The 23,054-nt window shown below is 71.7% G+C and carries 20 protein-coding genes; 13 read left to right on the top strand and 7 right to left on the bottom strand.

The genetic code is table 11. From position 1 onward, the window contains the following. The first annotated feature begins 59 nt into the window (after positions 1-59). From AB0389_RS29840 to AB0389_RS29830, 3 genes are read left to right on the top strand one after another with little or no spacing between them, the layout of a single operon-like run. Positions 60-536: a DUF2771 domain-containing protein gene (locus tag AB0389_RS29840; protein WP_366398627.1), complete on the top strand. Its 477-nt coding sequence runs from the start codon at positions 60-62 to the stop codon at positions 534-536. A 7-nt stretch (positions 537-543) separates the two neighbouring features. After that, positions 544-1,296 carry a futalosine hydrolase gene (locus AB0389_RS29835; RefSeq protein WP_366398626.1) on the top strand — a complete coding sequence of 251 codons (753 nt, stop codon included), beginning with the start codon at positions 544-546 and terminating at the stop codon, positions 1,294-1,296. Further along, entirely contained in the window at positions 1,293-2,171 is an 879-nt protein-coding gene (locus AB0389_RS29830) for a 1,4-dihydroxy-6-naphthoate synthase (protein WP_366398625.1), read from the top strand. Before AB0389_RS29835 ends, AB0389_RS29830 begins: the two co-directional genes overlap by 4 nt. Positions 2,172-2,186: 15 nt before the next feature. Here AB0389_RS29830 and AB0389_RS29825 read toward each other — a convergent pair whose 3' ends face one another. Next, positions 2,187-2,570 (bottom strand): cold-shock protein, encoded by a 384-nt coding sequence (locus AB0389_RS29825; RefSeq protein WP_108149430.1) that lies wholly within the window; start codon positions 2,568-2,570, stop codon positions 2,187-2,189. Positions 2,571-2,796: 226 nt separating this feature from the next. On the opposite strand from AB0389_RS29825, the gene AB0389_RS29820 reads away from it, so the two are divergent. After that, complete coding sequence (locus AB0389_RS29820; protein ID WP_366398624.1) at positions 2,797-3,063, top strand: hypothetical protein; 267 nt, start codon at positions 2,797-2,799, stop codon at positions 3,061-3,063. 16 nt (positions 3,064-3,079) lie between these two features. Here AB0389_RS29820 and AB0389_RS29815 read toward each other — a convergent pair whose 3' ends face one another. After that, a complete protein-coding gene (locus AB0389_RS29815) occupies positions 3,080-3,718 on the bottom strand; it encodes an HAD family hydrolase (RefSeq protein WP_366398623.1) in 639 nt (212 codons plus the stop codon). Positions 3,719-3,890: 172 nt separating this feature from the next. Between AB0389_RS29815 and AB0389_RS29810 the strand changes: the two genes are divergently transcribed. The 8 genes from AB0389_RS29810 (at position 3,891) to AB0389_RS29775 (ending at position 15,185) form a co-directional block, all read left to right on the top strand. Then, complete coding sequence (locus AB0389_RS29810) at positions 3,891-4,910, top strand: iron ABC transporter permease (protein ID WP_366398622.1); 1,020 nt, start codon at positions 3,891-3,893, stop codon at positions 4,908-4,910. Further along, positions 4,907-6,001, top strand: coding sequence for an iron chelate uptake ABC transporter family permease subunit (locus AB0389_RS29805; RefSeq protein WP_366398621.1), 1,095 nt, complete (start codon positions 4,907-4,909; stop codon positions 5,999-6,001). The genes AB0389_RS29810 and AB0389_RS29805 overlap by 4 nt, the downstream gene beginning before the upstream one ends. Beyond that, positions 5,998-6,924, top strand: coding sequence for an ABC transporter ATP-binding protein (locus tag AB0389_RS29800; RefSeq protein ID WP_366398620.1), 927 nt, complete (start codon positions 5,998-6,000; stop codon positions 6,922-6,924). Before AB0389_RS29805 ends, AB0389_RS29800 begins: the two co-directional genes overlap by 4 nt. Positions 6,925-7,252: 328 nt before the next feature. Beyond that, the gene (locus AB0389_RS29795) at positions 7,253-8,257 is read left to right on the top strand and encodes a PDR/VanB family oxidoreductase (RefSeq protein WP_366398619.1); all 1,005 of its coding nucleotides are present in this window, start codon (positions 7,253-7,255) and stop codon (positions 8,255-8,257) included. A gap of 84 nt (positions 8,258-8,341) precedes the next feature. Further along, positions 8,342-9,307, top strand: coding sequence for an MBL fold metallo-hydrolase (locus tag AB0389_RS29790; RefSeq protein ID WP_366398618.1), 966 nt, complete (start codon positions 8,342-8,344; stop codon positions 9,305-9,307). 142 nt (positions 9,308-9,449) lie between these two features. Next, positions 9,450-11,066 (top strand): DHA2 family efflux MFS transporter permease subunit, encoded by a 1,617-nt coding sequence (locus AB0389_RS29785; protein ID WP_366398617.1) that lies wholly within the window; start codon positions 9,450-9,452, stop codon positions 11,064-11,066. 66 nt (positions 11,067-11,132) lie between these two features. Next, positions 11,133-14,066 carry an excinuclease ABC subunit UvrA gene (gene uvrA, locus AB0389_RS29780; RefSeq protein ID WP_366398616.1) on the top strand — a complete coding sequence of 978 codons (2,934 nt, stop codon included), beginning with the start codon at positions 11,133-11,135 and terminating at the stop codon, positions 14,064-14,066. Between the two features lie 15 nt (positions 14,067-14,081). Further along, positions 14,082-15,185: an RNA polymerase sigma factor gene (locus AB0389_RS29775; protein WP_366398615.1), complete on the top strand. Its 1,104-nt coding sequence runs from the start codon at positions 14,082-14,084 to the stop codon at positions 15,183-15,185. Between the two features lie 27 nt (positions 15,186-15,212). On the opposite strand, the gene AB0389_RS29770 is transcribed toward AB0389_RS29775, so the two are convergent. Next, entirely contained in the window at positions 15,213-16,550 is a 1,338-nt protein-coding gene (locus AB0389_RS29770) for a hypothetical protein (RefSeq protein WP_366398614.1), read from the bottom strand. A gap of 220 nt (positions 16,551-16,770) precedes the next feature. On the opposite strand from AB0389_RS29770, the gene AB0389_RS29765 reads away from it, so the two are divergent. Then, entirely contained in the window at positions 16,771-19,452 is a 2,682-nt protein-coding gene (locus AB0389_RS29765; RefSeq protein WP_366398613.1) for a helicase C-terminal domain-containing protein, read from the top strand. 55 nt (positions 19,453-19,507) lie between these two features. Here the strand turns inward: AB0389_RS29765 and AB0389_RS29760 are convergent, their stop codons facing one another. The 4 genes from AB0389_RS29760 to AB0389_RS29745 all read right to left on the bottom strand — a co-directional run. After that, entirely contained in the window at positions 19,508-20,251 is a 744-nt protein-coding gene (locus AB0389_RS29760) for a maleylpyruvate isomerase family mycothiol-dependent enzyme (protein ID WP_366398612.1), read from the bottom strand. 40 nt (positions 20,252-20,291) lie between these two features. Beyond that, positions 20,292-20,741, bottom strand: a complete 450-nt coding sequence (locus AB0389_RS29755) for a VanZ family protein (protein ID WP_366398611.1) — start codon at positions 20,739-20,741, stop codon at positions 20,292-20,294. Positions 20,742-21,004: 263 nt separating this feature from the next. After that, a complete protein-coding gene (locus AB0389_RS29750) occupies positions 21,005-21,643 on the bottom strand; it encodes an RloB family protein (protein WP_366398610.1) in 639 nt (212 codons plus the stop codon). Then, the coding region (locus AB0389_RS29745; protein WP_366398609.1) for an ATP-binding protein at positions 21,588-23,054 on the bottom strand (1,467 nt) is incomplete at its 5' end. The genes AB0389_RS29750 and AB0389_RS29745, both read right to left, overlap by 56 nt.

The following is a 23,054-nucleotide window of genomic DNA, read 5'->3' as shown; positions in this document are numbered from 1 at the left end:
GAAGCGGCTCGCCGTACCCCCTCGCCTCGCTGCGGCGGGCAACCGATAACCTTCGGCCCATGACCGTAGCGCTCCTCTCTGGTAGGTCCCGCCGGGCCGGTGCCGTCCTCGGCGCGGTGTCCGCCGGGCTCCTCGTCCTCGCCGCCTGTGACAAGCCGACGCCGCTCTCGACCATCACGGTGGGCACCGATTCGGTCAACACCGAGGCCGCCTGCTACAACGACGGCAAGGCGCTCAAGAACGACACGGCGGCGGCCTGCCTGAACAAGAAGGCCACCAAGACCATCGACGTCTCCACGGACGACAAGATCCGCTTCGGCGTCGATCCGGAGATCGCGGAGCACGGCTGGACGCTCTTCATCAACGGCCAGCGGGCCGAGCAGGAGCCGTACAAGAAGACGTACCGGACGATCCCGGCCAGCGCGTTCTTCTCCAGCCAGACCGGCGAGACCGTGGACACCGTCCAGATCAGCGTCGTCGAGACCACCGGCAAGGGTGTCAGCGGCATCTGGCACTTCCAGCTGAAGAAGTCCTGACCCGCTGATGCGTGTGCTTGTGGTGACCGCGGTGGCGGCTGAGACCGACGCCGTCGTCGCCGGGCTCGGCCGGTACGCCGCCTCCGGCGTCCGGGAGCTGACAGGCGGGTACGAGGTGTCCGGCCTCGCCCAGTACACGCCCCGGCCCGGGTCCGTGCAGATACCGGTCGTGGATGTGCTGGCGGGCGGCGTGGGCCCGGTCGCTGCGGCGGTCGCCACGGCGACGGCGCTGGCCTCCTCGCCGTACGACCCGCCGTACCACCTGGTCGTCTCGGCGGGCATCGGCGGCGGCTTCCAGCCCCACGCGCCCATCGGGTCGCTCGTGGTCGCGGACTCGATCGTGGCGGCGGACCTGGGTGCCGGGTCCCCCGACGGCTATCTCCCGGTCGAGGAGCTGGGGTTCGGCCGCGGGACCCATCGGCCCGCGGCGGCGCTCTCCGCCCGGCTGGCGGGGATCCTCGACGCCGATCCACAACTCCGCGCGGTCCTCGCGCCCGTCCTCACCGTCTCCACCGTGACCGGCACGGCCGCCCGTACCGCAGAACTGACGGACCGTCACCCGCGGGCCGCCGCCGAGGCGATGGAGGGGTTCGGCGTCGCCGAGGCCGCCGCCGCCCACTCCGTGCCGTGTGTGGAGATCCGCGCCATCTCCAACGCCGTGGGCCCGCGCGACCGCGACTCCTGGCGCATCGGCCCGGCGCTGGACGCGCTGCGGTACGCGTTCACGCTGCTCACCCCCGTATTCGAGGAGCCGTCATGACGTCCCAGCCTGGTTCGGAGTCCGGTTCCGAGGCGCTGCGGATCGCCTTCTCGCCCTGCCCCAACGACACGTTCACCTTCGACGCCCTGGCCCACGGCCGGGTGCCAGGCGCGCCGGCCCTCGATGTCACCTTCGCGGACATCGACCTCACCAACGGCATGGCGGAGCGCGGTGAGTTCGACGTCCTGAAGGTCTCGTACGCGGTGCTGCCGTGGGTCCTCGACGAGTACACCCTGCTGCCCTGCGGCGGCGCCCTCGGCCGGGGCTGCGGGCCGCTCGTCCTCACCCGGGAGCCGGGTCCCGCCGCCGGTCTGGCGGGGAGGACCGTCGCCGTGCCGAGCGAGCGCTCCACGGCGTATCTGCTCTTCCGGCTGTGGGCGGCGGAGAGCGTGCCCGGCGGGGTGGGCGAGGTCGTCGTGATGCCCTTCCACGAGATCATGCCCGCGGTACGGGACGGCAAGGTGGACGCCGGGCTCGTCATCCACGAGGCGCGCTTCACGTACCAGAACTACGGGCTGCACAAGCTCGCCGACATGGGCGAGCACTGGGAGTCCACGACGGGCCTGCCGATCCCGCTCGGCGCGATCATCGCGAAGCGGTCGCTGGGCGGCGGGACGCTGGAGCTGCTGGCCGAGTCGATCCGCCGGTCGGTCCGGATGGCCTGGGACGATCCGGAGGTCTCGCGGCCGTACGTCCTGGCGCACTCCCAGGAGATGGACCCTGCGGTCGCCGACCAGCACATCGGTCTGTACGTCAACGAGTTCACCGCGAACCTCGGGCCCGACGGCTACGCGGCCGTACGCGGGCTGCTCACGCGCGCGGCGGCCGAGGGGCTCGTACCGCCCCTCGGCCAGGACGCGTTGCGGTTCGTCTGAGGTCCGGTCCCCGACCTACACGTCGAGTTGGTCCGCCACCGCGCGCAGCAGGCCCGCGATCTTGGCGCCGTGCACCTTGTCGGGGTAGCGCCCGCGCTCCAGCATCGGCGTGATGTTCTCCAGCAGCGTCGTCAAATCCTGCACGATCGAGGCCAGTTCATCGGGCTTGCGGCGCTGCGCCGCGGCGACCGACGGCGCCGGGTCGAGGACCGTCACGGAGAGCGCCTGGTCGCCCCGCTGGCCGGCCACGACCCCGAACTCCACCCGCTGGCCCGGCTTGAGGGCGTCGACTCCGGCCGGGAGGACCGACGAGTGGACGAAGACGTCGCCGCCGTCGTCGCGGGAGAGAAAGCCGAAGCCCTTCTCGCTGTTGAACCACTTGACCTTGCCGGTAGGCACGTCTGTCCTCGTCCTCGTACTCGTTGGGCGCTGGCGCGCGCGAAAACGGCTCTGAATGGCGCTGGATAGCAGTGGATAGCGCTGGATAGCAGTGGATAGCGCTGGATAGCGGTGGTGCGGGGCCACGGCCCCGCACTGGTCCAAGGCTAATGGTCCAGGGGCTGGTGACAAGACGTCGCCGGTCGGTTCCTTTCCGCTGTTGTCCGCAGGGAACTACCCTGGTGGGGTGACTGCTACTCCTGCACCCCGTACGGCGGACGAGACCGGACCCGGCGACGGGCTGGTCCGTATCGGCGCGATCGTCTTCATCGCGGGCGCCCTCGCGACGCTGATCACCGTGGCGCCGCTCTTCCTCGGCACCGACCCGTTCCCGCCCATCGCCTACGGCGTCTGCATGCTGATGGGCCTCGGCTTCGCGATCGCCGGGGCGGGGGTGCTGCGGTCGATCGGTGCGCAGCGGCGGCTGGCCAGGGCCGCGGGCGGGGGTTCTTGAGCGGGTCCTCGCTCGCTCAGCGCGTGGCCTCTTCCTTCGCGTAGCCCTCCAGCCACGCCGGGAACTCCGTGAGGTCCGTCAGGACCACGTCCGCGCCCGCCGCGCGCAGCTCCGCCTCGTCGCACGGTCCTGTCGGTACGGCCACGGACAGCGCCCGTGCCGTACGCGCGCCGCGTACGTCGCCGATGTGGTCGCCGACGTACACCGTGGCGCCGTGCGCGATCAGCGCCTCCGCCTTCTGCTCGGCCCAGAGCTGGCCGACGACGGCGTCCGGCTCGATGCCGAGGTGGTCGAGGTGGAGCGCGGCGCTCGTCCCGTGCTTGGCGGTGACGACGATCGCCCGGCCGCCCAGGGCCCGGACGGCGGCGACCGCCTCGTGGGCGCCGGGCATGGCGAGGGTCGGGGCGATGGCGAGTATGAGGTAGATCTCCCGGTAGCGGTCCCGGACGGCCGGGATCCGCTCCTCGGGGAACCAGTGCGCCAGCTCCTGCTCCAGCGGCGGTCCGAGCCTGCTGACGGCCAGGTCCGCGTCGATCGTGACGCCCGTCTCGGCGGCGAGCGCGGTGAACGCGGCGTGGATGCCGGGGCGTGAGTCGATGAGGGTCATGTCGAGGTCGAAGCCGACGGTGGGCGCGGGCCGGGGCGTGTGGGGCATAAAAGGGTCCATGGGGCCATTGTGCCCAGGCGGATTACGGGCGAGTCGGGTGGCTTGATCCTGTTGCTTAGACTGACCGTCGCTCAGCCGACCCTCACCTCTCGTGGCCGACCCTCACCCTCGTCGATTGGTTCCGATGGCTCCGATGGTTCCGATGGCTCCGATGGCTCCGATGGCAGCAGCCGCCCCGCCGGTCCCCCGCACCGTCAGCCGCGCCGGCTGGACGGCGGTGGCCCTCGTCGCCCTGCTGCTCGCGGTCCTGCTGAGCCTCGCGGTCGGGGCGCGCGCGGTCGCCCCCTCGGCCGTCATCGACGCGCTGCTGCGCGGCGGGGACAGCGACGACGCCGAGGTCGTACGGCAGTTACGGGTGCCGCGCACGCTGATCGGGCTGATGGTCGGCGCCGCGCTCGCCGTCGCGGGCACCGCGCTCCAGGGCATCACCCGCAACCCGATCGCCGACCCGGGGATCCTCGGCATCAGCCAGGGCGCCTCGGTGGGGGTCGTGCTGGCCATCGCGTTCGCCGGGGTACACACCCTGACCGGCTACGTCTGGTACGCGTTCGCGGGCGCCGGGCTCGCCTCGGTCGCGGTGTACGCGATCGCGGCGGGCGGGCGCGGGGGCGCGACCCCGGTGAAGCTCGCGCTCGGCGGCGCGGCGGTCAACGCGCTGCTGGTGTCGGTGACCACGGCCGTACTGACGACGAACGCGGCGGCGCTGGACGAGTTCCGCTTCTGGCAGGTCGGCTCGATCGCGGGCCGTGACGCCGAAGTGGCCCGGCAGATCTGGCCGTTCCTGCTGGTGGGCGCGGTGCTGGTGGGGTACGTGGCGCGCGGGCTCGACGCGCTGGCGCTCGGCGACGACATGGCGCGCGGGCTGGGGCAGAACGTCGCGGCCGTACGGGTGCTGGGCGGTCTCGGCGCGACCGTGCTGACCGGGGTCGGGGTCGCGGCGGCCGGGCCGATCGCCTTCGTCGGACTGGCCGTACCGCATATCGCGCGGGCGGTCGTCGGCGCTGACCACCGCTGGGTGCTGCCGATGGCGGCGCTGATCGGGCCGGTGATGCTGCTGGTCGCCGATGTCGTGGGCCGGATCGTGTTCCCGCCGGGCGAGGTGCCGGCGGGGGTGACGACGGCGCTGCTGGGGGTGCCGTTCCTGGTGGCGCTGGTACGTCGGAAGGCGGTGCCGGCATGACGGCCACCACCGGGGGCGTGCGGCCCGGCACCGGGGGCGTACGGCCCGCCGGTTACGCGCGCGTACGGATCGGGGTCGGGGGCGGGCGGGCTACGTTCCTGCTGCACCGGCGGGCGGCGGTCGTGGCGGCCGGCCTGGCCGTGGCGCTCGGCGCGGTGTGCGTCGCGTATCTGAGCGTCGGGGAGAGCTTCGTACCGCCCGGTGAGGTGCTGAAGGTGCTGCTGGGGCGGGAGTCGTCGGCCGAGCTGGTCGTCGGGACGCTGCGGCTGCCGCGTATGACCGTCGGGCTGCTGGTCGGGCTGGCCTTCGGCGTGGCGGGCGCGCTGATCCAGACCGTCGCGCGCAATCCGCTCGCGAGTCCGGACATCATCGGCGTCAGCCAGGGCGCGAGCGCGCTGACGGTGGCGGCGCTGACGTTCGGGCTGACGTCGTACTCCGTACTGCCGTATCTCTCCGTGGCCGGGGGTTTGGCGGCGGCGGCGCTGGTGTACGTCTTCGCGTGGCGCGGCGGGCTGCACGCGACGCGGTTCGTGCTGATCGGCATCGGCTTCGCGATCGCCCTGCGGTCCGTGACCACGCTCTTCCTCAGCAAGGGCGATCTGCGACTGGCCCAGCAGGCGCAGATGTGGATGACCGGCTCCCTCAACGGCCGTGGCTGGGAGGCCGCCGGGCCGTTGGGGTGGGTGCTGCTGCTCCTGCTGCCTGCGGTGGCGTGGGCGGCGTGGGCGCAGCGCACCGTGTCGCTGGACGACGACACCGCGACCGCGCTGGGGGTACGGCTCGGCCGCGTCCGGCTCGGGCTGGTGCTGGTCGGGGTGGTGCTGGCGTCGGTGGCGACGGGCGCGGCGGGCCCGGTGGACTTCGTGGCGCTGCTGGCGCCGCAGCTCGCGCGGCGGCTGACGCGTACCGCCCAACTCCCGCTGCTCTGTTCGGCGCTGCTGGGCGCGGTGATCGTCGTCCTGGCGGATCTGCTGGCGCGCCGGCTGCTGGCGCCGACGGAGCTGCCGGTGGGGGTGCTGACGGCGGCGGTGGGCGCGCCGTATCTGATCTGGCTGATCATCCGTGGGCGTACGACGGGAGGCGGGGCATGAGCGAGCGCGAGGTGACTGAACGGGAGCTGCGCGGGCGGGATTTGGGCGGGCCGGATGCGGGCGGGCCGAGCGCTGTTGAGCCCGGCGCGAGCCGGCTCGTCGCCCGCGCGCTGGCGCTCGCGTACGAGGACCGTACCGTCGTCGACGGCCTCGACCTCGCCGTCCCGGACGGCCGGGTGTCGGTGATCGTCGGCCCGAACGCCTGCGGCAAGTCGACCACGCTGCGCGCCCTGGGCCGGCTCCTGCGGCCGAAGGGCGGCTCCGTGCTGCTGGACGGCATGGAGCTGGCGAAGCTCCCCACGCGCCGGATCGCGCGCTCCATCGGCCTGCTGCCGCAGTCGCCGTCCGCGCCCGAGGCGATCACGGTCGCCGACCTGGTCGCGCGCGGCCGGCAGCCGCACCAGCACTGGTGGCAGCAGTGGTCGGACGCCGACGAGCGCGCGGTGACGGACGCGATGGCCCGTACGGATGTGACGGCGCTCGCCGAACGCCCGGTGGACGAGCTCTCCGGCGGCCAGCGCCAGCGCGTGTGGATCGCGATGGCCCTGGCGCAGGAGACGGAGCTGCTCCTGCTCGACGAGCCGACGACCTACCTCGACATCGCCCACCAGGTGGAGGTCCTCGATCTGGTCCGCCGCCTCAACCACGAGCGCGCCCGTACGGTCGTCATCGTCCTCCACGACCTCAACCAGGCCGCCCGCTACGCCGACCATCTGATCGCCATGAAGGCCGGCCGGATCGTGGCGGAGGGCCCGCCCGGCGAGGTGGTGACGGCGGAGCTGGTGCGCGAGGTCTTCGGCCTGGCGGCGGTCGTCATCCCGGACCCGGTGACGGGCTCGCCGCTGGTGGTGCCGGGGATGCCGTACCGCCCGGAGAACGGCAAGAGCGGCAAGAGCGGCAAGAGCGGCAAGAGCGGCATCTGAGCCGTACAGGAAGGGCGGTTTCACGCCAATCGCGCCCGCCGGAACATCCGCGGATTCACGGCTGGAAATGAAGACAATCACGCTCATTCAAGGTCGTTTGCGGGTCGTCCGGGAGCGGCCTGATACAGCCCCTCACCACGCCTCGAATATAACGAAACGGTAACGCGTAGGGCTGTACATCCGCTAGTGTTCATCTCGGACAACGCCTTCCGTCGCATGCCTTCCGTCGCGCGCTCCACGACCTGACTCGTTCCCAGCGTCAGCCCGTGCGACGGTTTTTCCGGTTGGCATGGGTGTCGCTCTGTTCCTGTGAAAGCGGGAAACCACTGTGAGCAAACCCCCCGCTCCCGAAGCTCCCGGAACTGCCGGAACCGCCGGAACTCCCGGAACTCCCGAACACGAGGCTTCGCTCGTCGTCGCGGAACGGGCCGACGCCGCCGAAGGCGTCATCGCCCTGACACTCCGCCACCCCGACGGCGCGCCGCTCCCGGAGTGGCAGCCCGGCGCCCATATCGACCTGCTGCTCGGCAACGGAATGGTCCGGCACTACTCGCTCTGCGGCGACCCCGGCGACCGGTCCGCGTGGCGCATCGGCGTCCTGCGGGTCCCGGAGAGCCGCGGCGGTTCGGCGTACGTGCACGACGAGTTGGCCGTCGGCGCGTCGGTGCGGATCCGCGGGCCGCGCAACAACTTCGCGCTCCGGCCCGCCAATCGCTATCTGTTCGTGGCGGGCGGCATCGGTATCACCCCCGTACTGCCGATGATCGCCGCCGCCGAGGCCGCCGGGGCGCGGTGGCGGCTGCTGTACGGCGGCAGGACGCGTTCCTCGATGGCCTTCCTGGACGAACTGGCCTCCTACGGAGGTGCGGTGGACGTCCGTCCGCAGGACGAGCACGGCCGGCTCGACCTCGACGACTGCCTCGGCAAGCCGGAGGACGGCACCCTCGTCTACTGCTGCGGCCCCGAGCCGCTGCTGGCCGCCGTCGAGGAGCGGTGCCTGGTGTGGCCGTCCGGGGCGCTGCGGGTCGAGCGGTTCCGGCCGGTGGCCGTGGCGGCACCGGACGCCGACGCCTTCGAGGTCGTCCTCTCCCGCTCCGGGCAGACCCTCCAAGTGCCGCCCGGGACCAGCGTGCTGGCCGCCGCGCAGCAGGCCGGGGTGGCCGTGCCGTTCTCCTGCGCCGAGGGCATCTGCGGCACCTGCGAGACCGAGGTGCTGGAGGGCGAGCCCGACCACCGGGACTCGGTACTCAGCGCGGAGGAGCGGGAGTCCGGCGAAACCATGATGATCTGCGTCTCCCGCTCGCGCGGCCCCCAGCTGGTCCTCGACCTGTGAGCGCCGGGCACATCGTGCCCTTCCTCACACCCCCCAACGGACGCCCGGTCAACGGGCGTTGCCCCTCACATGAAAGCGGAGCCCATGAGCACCAGCACGACCGAGACAGCGACCGAGACCGAGACCGAGCAGAAAACCCCGGCGGCCGATGGTGAGCAGCAGGGTTGGCACGTAGACGACCGCTGCCTCAACTGCAACATCGCCCGCCAGATCGCCCCCGGCATGATCGGCTTCAAGGAGGGCGGCCAGTACGGCGGTCTGTCGACCGTCATCCGTCAGCCGGAGACCGAGGCGGACATCGAGAAGATGTACCAGGCGGCGCACGCCTGCCCCACCCGTTCCGTCCACCCGCCGGCCGATGACCTGGGCGCCGACACGGACCCGTACCCCATGGCGCTCGACGAGGCCGGCACCGTCTTCCTCTGCGGGCACGCCTCCCCGCAGACGTACGGCGCCACCTCGTACCTCCTGCGCCGTCCCGACGGCACCGCGATGATGATCGACACCCCGCGCTGGCGGCCCGCGCTCGCCCGCCGGTACGAGGAGCGGGTCGGGAAGATCACCGACGTTCTGATCACCCACCTCGACCACGTCGCGCACGCCCGCAAGTACGCCGACGCCTTCAAGGCCCGGCTGTGGATCCACGAGGGGGACCTGCACTCCCTCCCCTCCGCCGACCACATCATCCGGGGTACGGAGCCGGTCGAGATCGGGCCCGGCGTCATCGCGCACCCCTTCCCCGGACACACCGCGGGCAGCGCGCTCTTCATCGCGGACGAGAAGTTCTGCTTCACCGGCGACGCGTTCTTCTGGTCGAACGGCCAGCAGACCCTGGAGGTGGCGCACAGCGTCGTCTACGACTCGATCAAGACGCTCGCCGCGTCGGTGGCGCGCGGGGCCGAGGAGCTGACCTTCGAGTGGGTGCTGCCGGGCCACGGCGATCTGCACCACCTGCCCGCCGACGAGATGCGCGAGCGCATGCGCGGACTCGCCCGGCGCGCCGCCACCTACCCGGCGGAGGGCATCGACTACGGGGCGGTCCGCTACTGACCGGGGCCCGTCCCTGAGCCCATCCGAGCCCGCCCGGCCCGGCCGCCCCTCCCGGCGGCCGGGCCGGGCACCCACCACCAGGCCCTGAGCGGAAGCGATGACCGGCACCGACACCAGCACGGACACCGACACGGAAGACCGAGTGAGAAGCGGGCGAGGGGGATCACGCGCCGCCGGGCCGTGGACGGCGCTGGCCGCGCTGTCCCTGGGGCTGTTCATGATCGTGGTGGACACCTCGATCGTGTCCGTGGCCGTACCGACCATGGTGCGCGACCTCGACACCGGTCTCAACGCGGTGGTCTGGGTCACCAGCGTCTATCTGCTCACGTACGCCGTCCCGATGCTCTTCACCAGCCGGCTCGGGGACCGGTACGGCCCCAAGCGGGTGTTCGTCGCCGGGCTGGCCGTGTTCACCGCCGCCTCGCTCTGCGCCGGGCTCTCCACCGGTGTGGAGATGCTGATCACCGCGCGGGCCGCGCAGGGGCTGGGCGCGGCGCTGCTCACCCCGCAGACCCTCACCCTCATCACCCACCTCTTCCCGGGCGGCGACCGAGGCCGGGCGATGGGGGTCCTCGGCGGGGTCTCCGGGCTGGCCACCGTCACCGGGCCGCTGCTCGGCGGGGTGTTGGTGGACACGCTGGGCTGGCAGTGGATCTTCTACGTCAATGTCCTGGTCGGCCTCGCCACGCTGGGCCTGAGCCAGTGGGCGATCCCTGACTGGCGGACCGGCCGCGCGCACCGCTTTGACCTGCCGGGCATCCTGCTCTCCGGCGCCGGGCTGTTCCTGGTCGTGTTCGGCATCCAGAACGGCCGGGCCTACGAGTGGGGCGAACTCATCGGCCCCGTCAGCGTGTTCCAGGTCATCGCGGCGGGCGTGGTCCTGCTGGCCGCCTTCGTGGTCTGGCAGCGCGTCAACCGCAACGAACCGCTGGTGCCGCTGCGTACCTTCGCCGACCGCAACTTCTCGATGGGCGCCCTGACCACCGCGGCCCTCGGCTTCGCGATGACCGGCATGTTCCTGCCCCTCGTCATCTACATGCAGTCCGCGCTCGGCCTCTCCCCGACCGATGCCGGGCTGGTCACCGCGCCGATGGCGCTGGTGTCCGGGCTCATGGGCCCGTTCGTCGGCCGGCTGTCCGACCGCGTCAGCGGCAAGTACCTGGTGATGGCCGGGCTGGTGGGTATGGCGCTGGGGCTGGCCGTCCTCGCCGTACAGGCCGAGCCCGACCTGCCGCCGTGGCGGCTCACGCCCGGGCTGCTGGTGTGCGGGCTCGGCATGGGGTGCGTCCTCGTGCCGGTCAACAACGTCGCGATGGGCACCGTACCCGCCGAACTCCGGGGCGCCGCCTCGGGCATCTTCTTCACCGCCCGCCAGCTCGGCGCGGTCCTCGGCAGCGCGACCATCGGCGTCCTGCTCCAGGCCCGGATCACCGCGTCCGTGGCCGCCGAGGCCGACGCCGCCGCCGCGCGGCTGCCGGCCCGCTACCGCGAGGACTTCGCCGCGTACCTGAACGCCACCGGCGCGACGAGCCCGGGTGCGGGCGCGGGCTCGGACGGCTCCGTGGGCGGCGCGCTGCCGCTGCCGCGCCACCTGGTCGACCAGGGGCGGCAGCTCGCCGAACAGGCCATCCAGAACGGGCTGACGCAGGCGTCGAAGGAGACCCTGATCCCGCTGATCGCGGTCCTGCTGCTGGGCAGCCTGGCGGGCGTGGCGATGCGCCGCAACGTATCCGCATCGCGTCCGCAGAAGACCGAATAATGCCTCCGAAAATAATCGATAACAATTCGGCAGCACTGCGGTGTTGTGTGCACTAGCCTCGAAGGAGTGAAAGACCGTATCGCCGTCAAAGGCGCTCGTCAGAACAGTCTCCGCGATGTCTCCGTAGAAATTCCCCGGGACGCACTCGTCGTTTTCACCGGGGTATCCGGTTCGGGAAAGTCAAGTCTGGCATTCGACACCATTTTCGCCGAGGGACAGCGGCGATATGTCGAGTCGCTCTCGGCCTACGCGCGACAGTTCCTGGGGCAGCTCGCCAAGCCGGACGTCGACGCCATCGAGGGCCTCTCCCCCGCCATCGCGATCGACCAGAAGACCACCGGCCGCAACCCGCGCTCCACGGTCGGCACCCTCACCGAGGTCTACGACTATCTGCGCCTGCTGTACGCGCGGATCGGCGTCCCGCACTGCCCGGAGTGCGGCGAGCCGGTCGGCCGCCGGACCCCGCAGGAGATCGTGGACCGGCTGCTGACGCCCATGGGAACGACAGCCGAGGGTGCCCGGGTCCATGTGCTGGCCCCGGTCGTCCGGGACCGCAAGGGCGAACACACCGACGTATTGCGGCAGTTGATGGCCGACGGCTTCAGCCGGGTCCGCGTGGACGGCAGGGTCCTGCCGCTGACCTCCCCGCCCGCGCTGGACAAGCGCGCGAAGCACACCATCGATGTCGTCGTGGACCGGCTCGCGCTCCGGCCGGCCGCCCGGCAGCGGCTGACCGAGTCCGTCGAGACCGCGCTCGGCCTCGCGGGCGGGTCCGTCGTCGTCGACTTCGTGGATCTCGACGCCGAGGACCCCGGGCGGGAGCTGCGCTTCTCCGAGCAGATGGCCTGCCCGCGCGCCCACGACCTCGATCTGGACACCCTGGAGCCGCGCCTCTTCTCCTTCAACGCCCCCTGGGGCGCCTGCCCGCAGTGCGAGGGGCTCGGCACGCGCAGGGAGGTCGACGCCTCGCTCGTCGTCCCGGACGGGGACAAGTCGCTGGCCGAGGGGGCCATCGCGCCGTGGACCAACACCAGCGGCGCCGACTACTTCACCCTGCTGCTCGAAGCCCTGGCGGCCGAGATCGGCTTCAGTACGAGCGCCCCGTGGCGGAAGCTGCCCGCCTCCGTACGCAGGACGGTGCTGTACGGCAGCCCCCGGCGGCTGCACCTCACCTACCGGAACCGGTTCGGCCGCGAGCGCTCTCACCCGGCCCCGTACGAGGGCGTCATCCCGCACATCGAGCGGCGCAGCGCCGAGACCGCCGGCGACGACGGGACCCCTGTCGCGAGTACGGGCCGCTTCGCCGGATACCTGCGCGAACTGCCCTGCTCTGCCTGTGCCGGGGCCAGGCTGCGGCCCGGCGTCCTCGCCGTCACCGTCGGCGGCCGGAACATCGCCGAGCTGACCGCCCTGCCGCTCGACGAACTGGCCGCCTTCACGGCAGGGCTGGAACGGGAACTCACCGGCTGGCAGCGCCGGGTGGCCACGCCCGTCGTCGCCGAGACGGGTGAGCGGCTGCGGTTCCTGCTCGACGTCGGCCTGGACTACCTGTCGCTGAGCCGGCCCGCCGCGAGCCTCTCCGGCGGCGAGGCCCAGCGGATCCGGCTGGCCACCCAGATCGGGGCCGGGCTGACCGGGGTCCTCTACGTCCTGGACGAGCCGAGCATCGGACTGCACCAGCGGGACAACCAGCGGCTCATCGAGACCCTGCTGCGGCTGCGCGACCGGGGCAACACCGTGATCGTGGTGGAGCACGACGAGGAGACGGTACGAGCGGCCGACTGGGTGGTGGACATCGGGCCTGGCGCCGGCGAGCACGGCGGACGGGTGGTGCACTCGGGACCGCCGAGCGAACTGCTGGCCCACCCCACCTCGCTGACCGGGGCGTATCTGTCCGGCCGCCGGGAGATACCCGTACCGGTACGGCGCCAACCGAGCGCGGACAGGGGTACGGGAGCGGGCAAGGGCGCGGACAGGGGCGCGGATCGGAGCGCGGACAGAGGCGCGTTGACGGTTCACGACGCCACCGAGCACAACCTCAGGAACGTGACGGTGTCCTTCCCGCTGGGCCGGTTCACCGCGGTCACCGGCGTCTCGGGGTCGGGCAAGTCCACGCTGGTCAACGACGTCCTCCACACCGCTCTGGCCCGGCACTTCCACCGGGCCCACGCGGTGCCGGGCCGGCACCGTACCCTCACGGGCGTCGAGGCGCTCGACAAGGTGGTGCGGGTCGACCAGTCCCCGATCGGGCGCACCCCCCGGTCCAACCCGGCCACGTACACAGGGGTCTTCGACCATCTGCGCACGCTGTTCGCGCAGACGCCTGAGGCCAAGGTGCGCGGCTACGGGCCGGGGCGGTTCTCCTTCAACATCAAGGGGGGCCGCTGCGAGCCGTGCCAGGGCGACGGCACGGTGAAGGTCGAGATGAACTTCCTGCCGGATGTCCATGTGCCGTGCGAGGTGTGCGGCGGAGCGCAGTACAACCGCGAGACCCTCGACGTGCGGTACAAGGGCAGATCCATCGCCGACGTACTGGCCATGACCATCGAGGAGAGCCTGGACTTCTTCGCCGGGCACGCGATCATCTCGCGCCATCTCGGGGCCCTGCACGGGGTGGGGCTCGGGTACGTGAAGCTCGGCCAGCCCGCCACCACGCTCTCCGGGGGCGAGGCCCAGCGGGTCAAACTCGCCGCCGAACTTCAGCGGCGCACCAGGGGCCGCACCCTCTACGTACTCGACGAGCCGACGACCGGCCTGCACGCCGACGACATCCGCCGGCTGCTGGCCGTGCTCCATCAACTCGTCGACGGGGGCAACACCGTGGTGGTCATCGAGCACCACCTCGACGTGATCAAGACGGCCGACTGGATCGTCGACATGGGCCCCGAGGGCGGCCGGGGCGGCGGCACCGTCCTGGCGCAGGGCACGCCGGAGGAGATCGCGGCCGATCCCCGGTCCCACACCGGGCGGTTCCTGCGCCCGCTTCTGGAGAAGAGGTGACGCACCGTGAGCGCGATGGCAACAACGGCAACGACGGCAACGACCGCAGCAGTGACAACGGACGAACCCGGCGCTGACGAACCCGGCACCGACGAACCCGCGCCCTCCCTCACCACCTCCGGCGGCTCGGCCGACCAGGTACGGGACTATCTGAAGCTCATCGCCCGCGTCCGGCTCCTGGACGCCGCGCAGGAAGTGGAGCTGGCGAAGCGGATCGAGGCCGGTCTGTACGCCGCGAAGAAGCTGGAGGAAGCGAACGAGGAGGCGAACGAGGAGGCGAACGAGGAGGCGAACGAGGAGGCGGACGGGGAGGCGGACGAGGAGAAAGAGGCGTCGGAGGATCTCGATCCCGTCCTCCGCCGGGAGCTGGACCTCCTCGCCCAGGACGGCGACCGCGCAAAGAACCATCTCGTCGAGGCGAATCTGCGTCTGGTCGTGTCGATCGCCAAGCGCTACACGGGACGTGGCCTGCTGTTTCTCGATCTCATCCAGGAGGGAAACACCGGTCTGATCCGCGCCGTAGAGAAATTCGACTACACCAAGGGATTCAAGTTCTCGACGTACGCGACCTGGTGGATCCGGCAGGCGATATCGCGGGCCCTGGCCGACCAGGGCCGCACCATCCGCGTTCCGGTGCATATGACGGAGGTCATCAACCGGGTCGCCAGGGCGCGCCGGGAAATGATCCTGGACCTGGGGACCGAACCGGCGCCGGAGGAGCTGGCGGAGAAGACGGGCGTCCCCGTGGAGAAGCTCGTCGAACTCGTCGGCTACACCAAGGAACCCGTCTCCCTGCACACCGCCCTGGGCGAGGACGGGCACGCCGAGTTCGGTGATCTGATCGAGGACAGCGACGCCCCGTCCCCGGTGGACGCCGTCACGTTCGTCCTCCTCCAGGAGGCCATCAGGACGCTCCTCGCGGGGATGACCCCGCGCGAGGCCGGCATCATCTCGTTGCGGTTCGGGCTGACCGGACTCCGGGCGCAGACGCTGGAGGAGATCGGCACCGTGTACGGGGTGACGCGTGAGCGCATCCGCCAGATCGAGTCCAAGACGATGTCGAAACTCCGCCATCCCTCGCGCTCGCAGGCGCTGCGGGACTTTCTCGACGCCACGTGAGCGCCGACCGGCCCGGTCCGCGACCGGCTACGCCTTACGGCGCGCCCGCCAGACCAGGAACACCGCCGAGGACACCGCCGCCGTACGCAGCACCACCGGCCAGACGCCGGACAGCGCGTCCGCCATGCCGTGCGCCGGGATCTCCTCGCCCCAGCGGCCCACGGAACGGCCCCAGAGCCAGACCAGGCCGCCCGCCGCCGACACGCCCGGCAGCCCGAAGACCGCCCACTTCGCCTCGTTACGGGACAGCTTGCGCGAGGCGTACGCGATGAGCCAGCCGCCGCCGAGCGCCGGCCAGGAGCCGAGGAAGGCGCCCGCGACGAGGAGGGCCGCCGCCAGCAGGAGGAAGGGGTGGGAGAAGCGCGGCTTCGGATTTTCGGGCTTCGGCTCGCCGGCGGGCTTGTCCCCGCGCGGGCCCAGCAGGCGCGGGAGCGGGAGCCGTCGGCGGGGCTTGCCGGGCGCCGCGTCCGCGTCCGCGTCCGCATCCGTGGCCGCGTTCTCCGCCGCGTCCGCCGCCGTCTCCATACCCGTACCCGTACCCGTACGCGTATCCGTCTCTCCGGCGGCCTCGGCGGCTTTCCGGCGCTCCTCGTCCTTGGGGTCCGGCGGGGCCTTGAAGACCTCGGGGATGATGGTGCCCACGAACGCCGTCCCGAATCCGGGGCGTTGGGCGGCCTCGGCCGCCTCGGCCTCTTCCGCCGACGCCATCACGCTCTCCACCGGACCCCGGCCGCCCAGCGGTCCCGCTTCTATCCGCCACCAGTCGGGCCCGGGGGCGGGGCGCGGCGACGGTACGACGGGCTTCTCCGCCTGTGCCATGGGGGAGGCAGGCGCGGGTTCTTCGAGTGCGGGTGCGGGTGCCGACGGAGGTTCGGGCGCCAACTCCGGTTCCGGTTCAGGCTCTGGCTCTGGCTCCGGCACGTTGGGAGGGGCCGCCTGGGGAGCCGCCTGGGGAGCCGCCTCCGGCGCCACGGGCACGGACGGTCCCGTACGCGAACCGGCCTCCCCACCCGCCCCCTTGATGCCCAGGGAGCCCACCGACCCCATGAACCCCTTTATGCCCTTGAGCCCCCGCGCCCGCTGCTCCGGCACCTCCGGCGCCACGTACGGCTCCCGGGCCGTCTCCTCCCCGGTCCCGCTCGGCGCCGCCGCCCGTACCAGCGCGGCCGGTTCGCCCAGCCGCCCCAGGATGCGGCGCACGGTCGCCGGGCTGTCGGTGGCGTACTTCCCGCGCTGCCGGTCGATCTCGTTGCGCAGCGTCGATACGAGCCGCATCCGGTCCCCGGAGGAGAGCTGCTGCCGCTGGGCGGCGTCGCCGACCCGGCTCAGGTAGTCGTAGACGAGCTGATCGCTCTCGATCCCCACAGAGCCTCCCCGGCGCCACAGCCGCTCGCGAACCGCTCACGAACCACTCGCACGTGATGCTGTCGGAGTCGCTCCCGTACGTCCAGTACATACGGCCAGGCCGGCGGGGGTGGCCGTGGCCGACCCGCTGCCCACTCCCGCCTCTTCTCCCACTCCCCGAACGACGGACGGGCTAACGTGGAACGGATGGGGATCCGCGAAGCCCGAGCAGGAGGCGCACGTGCCCGAAGGAGTTCCAGAGGGGACCGGCAGTACGTCACCGCGCACGCTGGCGGAGGCGCTGCGCACCCAGAGCGACCGTTCACTCACGGCTCTGCTGCGGGCCAGGCCCGATCTGCTCAACCCCGTACCGAGTGATCTCTCGCAGCTCGCGACCCGCGCCGGCACCCGGGCGTCGGTCGTACGGGCGCTGGAGCGGCTCGACCGGTTCACGCTCCAGGCGGCGGAGGCGCTCGCCGTGGCGCCCGAGCCCGCGCCGTACGACGCGCTGCGCGCGCTGCTCACCGGTGACGAGGGCGACCCCGGCATCGAGGCGGCCCTGCCCGGCGCCGTGACGGCCCTGCGCGACCAGGCTCTGATCTGGGGCGGGAACGACCGGCTGCGGCTGGTGCGCACCGCCCGCGAACTCCTCGCGCCCTCCCCCACGCACCCCTCGCCCACGGGTCTCGGCCCGACCGTCGCGGAGGCCACCGCGGGCATGTCGCCGGGCCGCCTCCAGGAGATCCTGACGTCGGCCGGCCTGCCCTCCACCCACGATCCGGTCTCTGCGGTCGCCGCCCTCACCGCGCTCTTCACCGACCGGAACCGGATGGGCGCGCTGCTCGACACGGCACCGATGGAGGCGCTGTCGGTGCTGGACCGGCTGGTGTGGGGGCCGCCGTACGGCGAGGTCACGTCGAGCCCCACCCCGCCCGTGCGCTGGCTGCGCGACCGGGGGCTGCTGCTGCCTGCGACGACCCGCACGGTCGTGCTGCCGCGCGAGGCGGCGCTGCATCTACGCGCCGGACGCGCGCACCGCAGGCCGGAGCCCGTGGCGCCGGTCGTCGCACCGCGCACCGGTACGGCACCGGGCGAAGCGGCGGACCGGTCACGGATGATCGACAGTACGGCGGCGGGCCAGGCGTACACGGCCCTGGCCACCATCGAGGAGCTGGCCAAGGAGTGGAACGAGGGCGGCCCGAACGTCCTGCGCGCCGGCGGCCTCTCCGTACGGGACCTGAAGCGCACCGCCACCGCGCTCGACGTGCCCGAGCCCGTGGCCGCCTTCTGGGTCGAACTCGGCTACGCGGCGGGCCTGCTGGCACCGGACGGCCAGACCGACGAGCGGTACGCGCCGACCCCCGCCTACGACGACTGGCAGGAGCTGCCGCCCGCCGACCGGTGGACGCGGCTCGCGATCGCCTGGCTGACGGCGACCCGGACCGCCGGGCTGGTCGGCAGCCAGGACAGCAAGGGCCGGACGCTCGCGGTGCTCGGCCCCGATCTGGACCGGGGCCCGGCGCCGGAGGTACGGCGGCGGATCCTGGACCTCCTCGCCACGCTCCCCGAGGGCACGGCCCCCGACCCGGAATCGCTGCTCGCCCGGCTCCGCTGGGAACGCCCGCTGCGCGGCGCGTCGGCCGGCGGCAGGCCGGACGATCTGCGCGCGCGGCTGGCGGCGTGGACCATGAACGAGGCGGAGATGCTCGGCTTCACGGGCCGAGGCGCGCTGTCGTCCCACGCACGGGCGCTGCTGGCACGGGAGCCGGGTACGGGTACGGGTGCGGGGGCGGGGGCAGGTCCGGGTGCAGGTACGGGTACGGGTCCGACGGGTGCGACCCCGGAAACCCGCACCAGTGACGGCTTCGGCACGGGCTCCGGCACGGGCTCCGGCGCCGGATCGGCCGCCGAACTCGCCGCCGCCGGTCTGCGCGCCGCCCGCGTCCTCGCCCCGCTCCTTCCCGAGCCCCTCGACCACGTCCTCCTCCAGGCCGACCTCACCGCCGTCGCCCCCGGGCCGCTGCTGCGCCCGCTCGCGGAGCTGCTCGCCGTCACGGCGGACGTCGAGTCCAAGGGCGGCGCGACCGTCTACCGCTTCACGCCCGGCTCCGTACGGCGTGCGCTGGACGCCGGGCAGTCGGCGTCCGACCTGCACGACTTCCTCAAGGCCCACAGCCGTACGCCCGTACCGCAGCCGCTGGCCTATCTGATCGACGATGTGGCCCGTAAGCACGGCCATCTCCGGGTCGGCTCGGCCTCCGCGTACGTGCGCTGCGACGACGAGGCCGTTCTCGACGAGATCCTCGCCGACAAGCGCTCCCTGGGCCTGCGGCTGCGGCGCCTCGCCCCGACCGTGCTGGCCTCGCACGCCGAGGCGGCGGCGCTGCTCGACGGGTTGCGGACCATGGGCTTCGCGCCCGCGGCGGAGTCCACGGACGGCGATGTCATGATCACCCGCGCGCTCGCCCACCGCACCCCGCCCCGGGCCGCCCCCGTCCCCGTACCGGACGGGCCTCCCGTACCTGACGCGACGCTGCTGGGCGCGGCGGTGCGGGCGATCCGGGCCGGGGACCTGGCGGCCACGGTCGTCAGGAAGCCGGCGTCCGAGCCGCTGGTTCCGTCGCCCACCTCGTCCTCCTCCGCGTCGTCGGCCGCGTCCGGGCGGGCCGCGGCGTCGAGCGGCGCGCTCCCCCGCACCACCCCGGGCGAGACGCTCGCGACCGTCCAGGCCGCCGCCATGACGGGCTCGGCGGTCTGGATCGGCTACGTCAACGCGGACGGCGCGGCCAGCCAGCGCGTCATCGCGCCGGTACGGGTCGAGGGCGGTTACGTCACGGCGTACGACCACACGGCGGACGAGGTCCGTACGTACCCCCTGCACCGCATCACGGGCGTGGCGGAGCTGGCCGACGACCCGGCGTGAGTCGACGGCCCGGGCGTGAGTCCGGGACGTCGGCCGTATCCGACGTATCCGACACTCAGGACATCAGCGATGCGACGGCCGCGCGGTCGCCCTCCACCGCGAGGTAGTCCACGGGTATCCGCCCGTACAGCGCCAGCAGCAGATCGCTCGCCGGGCCGCGCACGACCGCCGTCGTGTCGGCGGCGTCCGCCGCGCCCGGTGTGACCACGGACCGCTCGGAGCGGGTGAGGCCGAGGGTCCACGACGGGCCCTCCTCGGCGCACAGGACGATCCGGGCCGACCGGCGCGGCCAGAGCCCCGACGAGCCGATGACCACGGTGAGGAACTCGTCGACGCCGTCCAGCGCGATCGGCCCCGGTATCGGCCGGGGCCGCCCGGACGCCGCCTCCTGCGCGTCGTACGCGTGCACCGCCGCCTCCTGCACCTGGTGACGCGCGACGGCGGCGACGGTCCCCGGCGCGCCGGACGCGCCCCACCAGGTCCAGCAGCCCTGGGCGGGGTCGGCCGTCAGCAGGGCGGTCAGCAGCAGAGCCGTCGACTCGCCCCACCAGTCGAGCAGATTGCCCTGCGGATCGGTCTCCCCCGGCGGCACCTTCGTGGGCGGCTGCTCGGCGGGCCCGGCGGCGACGACGGCCGCCCAGAACCGCTGGACCCCGCCCACGTGTTCCACGAGTTGACGCAGGGACCACTCCGGACAGCCGGGCACGCGCGCGTCGAGGTCCGGGGCGGTCGCCACGGCGTCACTCAAGGCGGCCGAGCGGTCCTCGATGAGGGAGAGCAGCACCGTCGTGTCAGTCATGCCGCCATTGGACCACCCGCCACTGACAACGGCCTCCCCGCTACGGCTCCGCGCGGTCAGGCTTCGCCCGGTCCGGGGCCAGCATGTGGAACCGCCGCGACAGCCGCCGCCCCAGCACCAGATACCCGATCAGCGCGCCGCTCGTGTTCAGGATGACGTCGTCGATGTCGAAGGCCCGGCCCTCGATCATCGCGCCCTGCGCCAGCTCCACCAGCGACATCACGACGGCGGTCAGCAGCACCACCCGTACCATCCGGTACCGGGGCGGCATGAGCAGCGGGAGAATCACCCCGAAGGGCGCCCCCATCAGCAGATTCCCGCCGATCTGCTTGCACGCCGAGAGAAACGTGTAGTCCTCCGCGTACTGGCGCAGCGAGTGCCCCACCCGCAGATTGGACCCGGCGATACCGGCCGACGCCGGGGACGGTGTCAGCGTCAGCTCGGCCAGTACGGCGGCGAACCCCGCCAGGGCGACGAACGCCACCGCCATGATCACGATCCGTAGCGCGGTCCTGCCCCATTCCCCCCAGTGGAACCGGGAGCGCAGGGACCCCCAGGATTCCCGCAGACTCCGCAATCCCCGTGCACCCCGCGACATACCCCCGGGCGCGGCCTTCACCGGCCCGGTCCGTTCCGTCTCAGCGGTCATAGCCCCCCTGTGCCCCGCCACCGTCCGGATACGCCACAACCGGGCTCGGATGTGCGGGGCCCGCCCCTGAGGGATCGAGAGTCACGTGCCGGCGGGCCGCACCTCTACCCTTCTCCCGCCGGATATCTCGCTGCTCTCAACCGATCCACAAGTCTGTCCATGTCGGTCCACGGGTTCTCCGCGTACCCGTCCGAGGCGCGATTCCTCAGCACCTGTGCACAGTCTCTGGCCCGCCCATATCCGTCGCGCAACTCCTCGTACTTCACATGCTTGTGAGTGGTGGAGTAACCGCACGCGCCCTGCTTCTCCAGTGCCCTCTGCGCGCTCTCCGATGTGTGGTACCCATACACATCTGTGAAATGGAGCAGGAGCCAGAGTTCGAAACAGGGGTTGGTCAGGGCCACTTCGATCCCATGACGCTCCGCCAACGCCAATGCCGAACTCAAACCAGGGTGCGGCCTCGGCGCCTCGACGTCGATGACGCACCAGACCTCGTCGTAATCCATCCACCGGTCGTGCGGAGAGCGTGCGGCCCGGTTCTTGTGCTCGATGGCGGCCCGGACCAGCGACTTCGGCTCGCCGTGCTCGCCGCCCAGCTGAACGTAGACGGGAAGTGCCCGTAACTCGGCTTTCAACCCCCTGAAATACTGATCCTCCGTACACTCCCCCTCGCAGTAGATGAGGAACCTACGCTGCTCCTGACGTACGCCCTTCGCCCGCTTCAGCGGCCTTCCCCGCTTCACGCCCACCCCCATGCCGGAATGCCTCGGTCATGTCCCGCAGCAGTTCATCGTCCAAGTAAGGCACTGCCCCGTAGCGTCCCCCCAGATAGCGCTTCTCCAGGTTGTCCGCGGAATCGCGGACCGAGAATTCAGTCATGGGGAAGAGCCGAGTCGCAAGTGTGTCCGGATTCTTCTCCGTGAACCAGATCTGGTCCCTGAAAAGTTCTGTTCGAACGTTGCGACCCAGCAGCGCCGCCTCATGTGTGCTGAACACCAACTGGGCGCCCGCACGATTGATCTCAGGAGCCTGGAACATCCCGACCAGCGCGTCGACAAGGTACGGATGCAACCGCGCGTCCAGCTCGTCCACACAGAGCACGCCGCCTTCGGCCAGTGTGGTGATCACGGGACCGACGAGGCCGATCCAGGTGCGGGTTCCGCTCGACTCGTACGCCAAGTCGAGCGGAAAGACTCCCTCGACCGTCCGGTGCTCGACCCTGATCCGCTGCCGGCTGTCCGCCTGGACCCGCACCTTGTCGTGGCCCAGCGCTTCCCGCAGCGCCTGGGTAATACGCTGGTGATCCTTTCTAACTGATTCGTCCCATTCTTCGATCTCAAGCCCGGAGACACCCAGATCCGCGAATCGGAGCAGGGCCATCACAGGCGATTCCTCCTGCCGCCCCTGTTCTCGGCCCTGTTGCCACCGCGGATCGTCGAGACAGAGCCGGACAGTGTGGTCGAGACGCCGCTGAAAATCATGGTCCGTCGCCATGCGCAGGCCGAACTGGAACCAGCGGAACACCTCTCCGAGCTGCTCATGCCCCTGCGCCGCCGCAACCGAGAGATAGAGACTGTTCGGCCTCAGCAGTTCCGCGATGAGTTTGCGCCGCCCTGTGAGCCAGCGCCCAAAAGTAACCACTTTGTCCGCAGCGCGCACGTATAGACGGCGTTGCCGGCCTTCCGGGTAGTAGTAGAGCCACTCCTCAGTCACCTGCTCGTCATCGACAGAGAATCCGAACTGGTGATGCACTCCGGCAACGACGAAATCAACGGCGAAGGAACTCGGATGCAATGCCGCGTCCGTCCGCAGCACGAAAGGGCGGCGCGGGACCCCGCCGCTCGGGTCCCATCTACGAAATGACGACAGCACCGCCGTGCGCATCCAGCCAAGGGCATCGATGACGTTCGACTTCCCCGAGGCGTTGGTCCCGTAGATGGCCAGCACGGGAACCGTTCGGTGGGCACCGCCCGGCACCTCCGCTTCAGCACGCTCCGGATGACGGTCCGCGGCGACGAAGGAAAGTTCCTGCTCCGCTCGTAGTGAAGCGTGATTCGTGACCTGGAAACGAAGCAGCATGACGGCTCCTCCAAGCAGCGAACAATGTCGTTTGGTGGGCTGTATCGTCAGTTCGTGACGATACAGCAGAACGGA

Origin of the sequence: Streptomyces sp. NPDC093109 (genome assembly GCF_040701725.1) — a bacterium.
Lineage (GTDB): Bacteria > Actinomycetota > Actinomycetes > Streptomycetales > Streptomycetaceae > Streptomyces.
The sequence above is the reverse complement of the archived record's forward strand: the minus strand, read 5'-3'. Positions and strand labels throughout refer to the sequence as shown.

Excerpts from the sequence above, each read along its gene's own strand:
- AB0389_RS29760 (WP_366398612.1), bottom strand. The coding sequence starts at position 20,251 with ATGACTGACACGACGGTGCTGCTCTCCCTCATCGAGGACCGCTCGGCC.
- AB0389_RS29840 (WP_366398627.1), top strand. The coding sequence starts at position 60 with ATGACCGTAGCGCTCCTCTCTGGTAGGTCCCGCCGGGCCGGTGCCGTC.
- AB0389_RS29805 (WP_366398621.1), top strand. The coding sequence starts at position 4,907 with ATGACGGCCACCACCGGGGGCGTGCGGCCCGGCACCGGGGGCGTACGG.
- AB0389_RS29835 (WP_366398626.1), top strand. The coding sequence starts at position 544 with ATGCGTGTGCTTGTGGTGACCGCGGTGGCGGCTGAGACCGACGCCGTC.
- AB0389_RS29800 (WP_366398620.1), top strand. The coding sequence starts at position 5,998 with ATGAGCGAGCGCGAGGTGACTGAACGGGAGCTGCGCGGGCGGGATTTG.
- AB0389_RS29775 (WP_366398615.1), top strand. The coding sequence starts at position 14,082 with ATGGCAACAACGGCAACGACGGCAACGACCGCAGCAGTGACAACGGAC.
- AB0389_RS29755 (WP_366398611.1), bottom strand. The coding sequence starts at position 20,741 with ATGGCGGTGGCGTTCGTCGCCCTGGCGGGGTTCGCCGCCGTACTGGCC.
- AB0389_RS29810 (WP_366398622.1), top strand. The coding sequence starts at position 3,891 with ATGGCAGCAGCCGCCCCGCCGGTCCCCCGCACCGTCAGCCGCGCCGGC.
- AB0389_RS29815 (WP_366398623.1), bottom strand. The coding sequence starts at position 3,718 with ATGCCCCACACGCCCCGGCCCGCGCCCACCGTCGGCTTCGACCTCGAC.
- AB0389_RS29790 (WP_366398618.1), top strand. The coding sequence starts at position 8,342 with ATGAGCACCAGCACGACCGAGACAGCGACCGAGACCGAGACCGAGCAG.
- AB0389_RS29830 (WP_366398625.1), top strand. The coding sequence starts at position 1,293 with ATGACGTCCCAGCCTGGTTCGGAGTCCGGTTCCGAGGCGCTGCGGATC.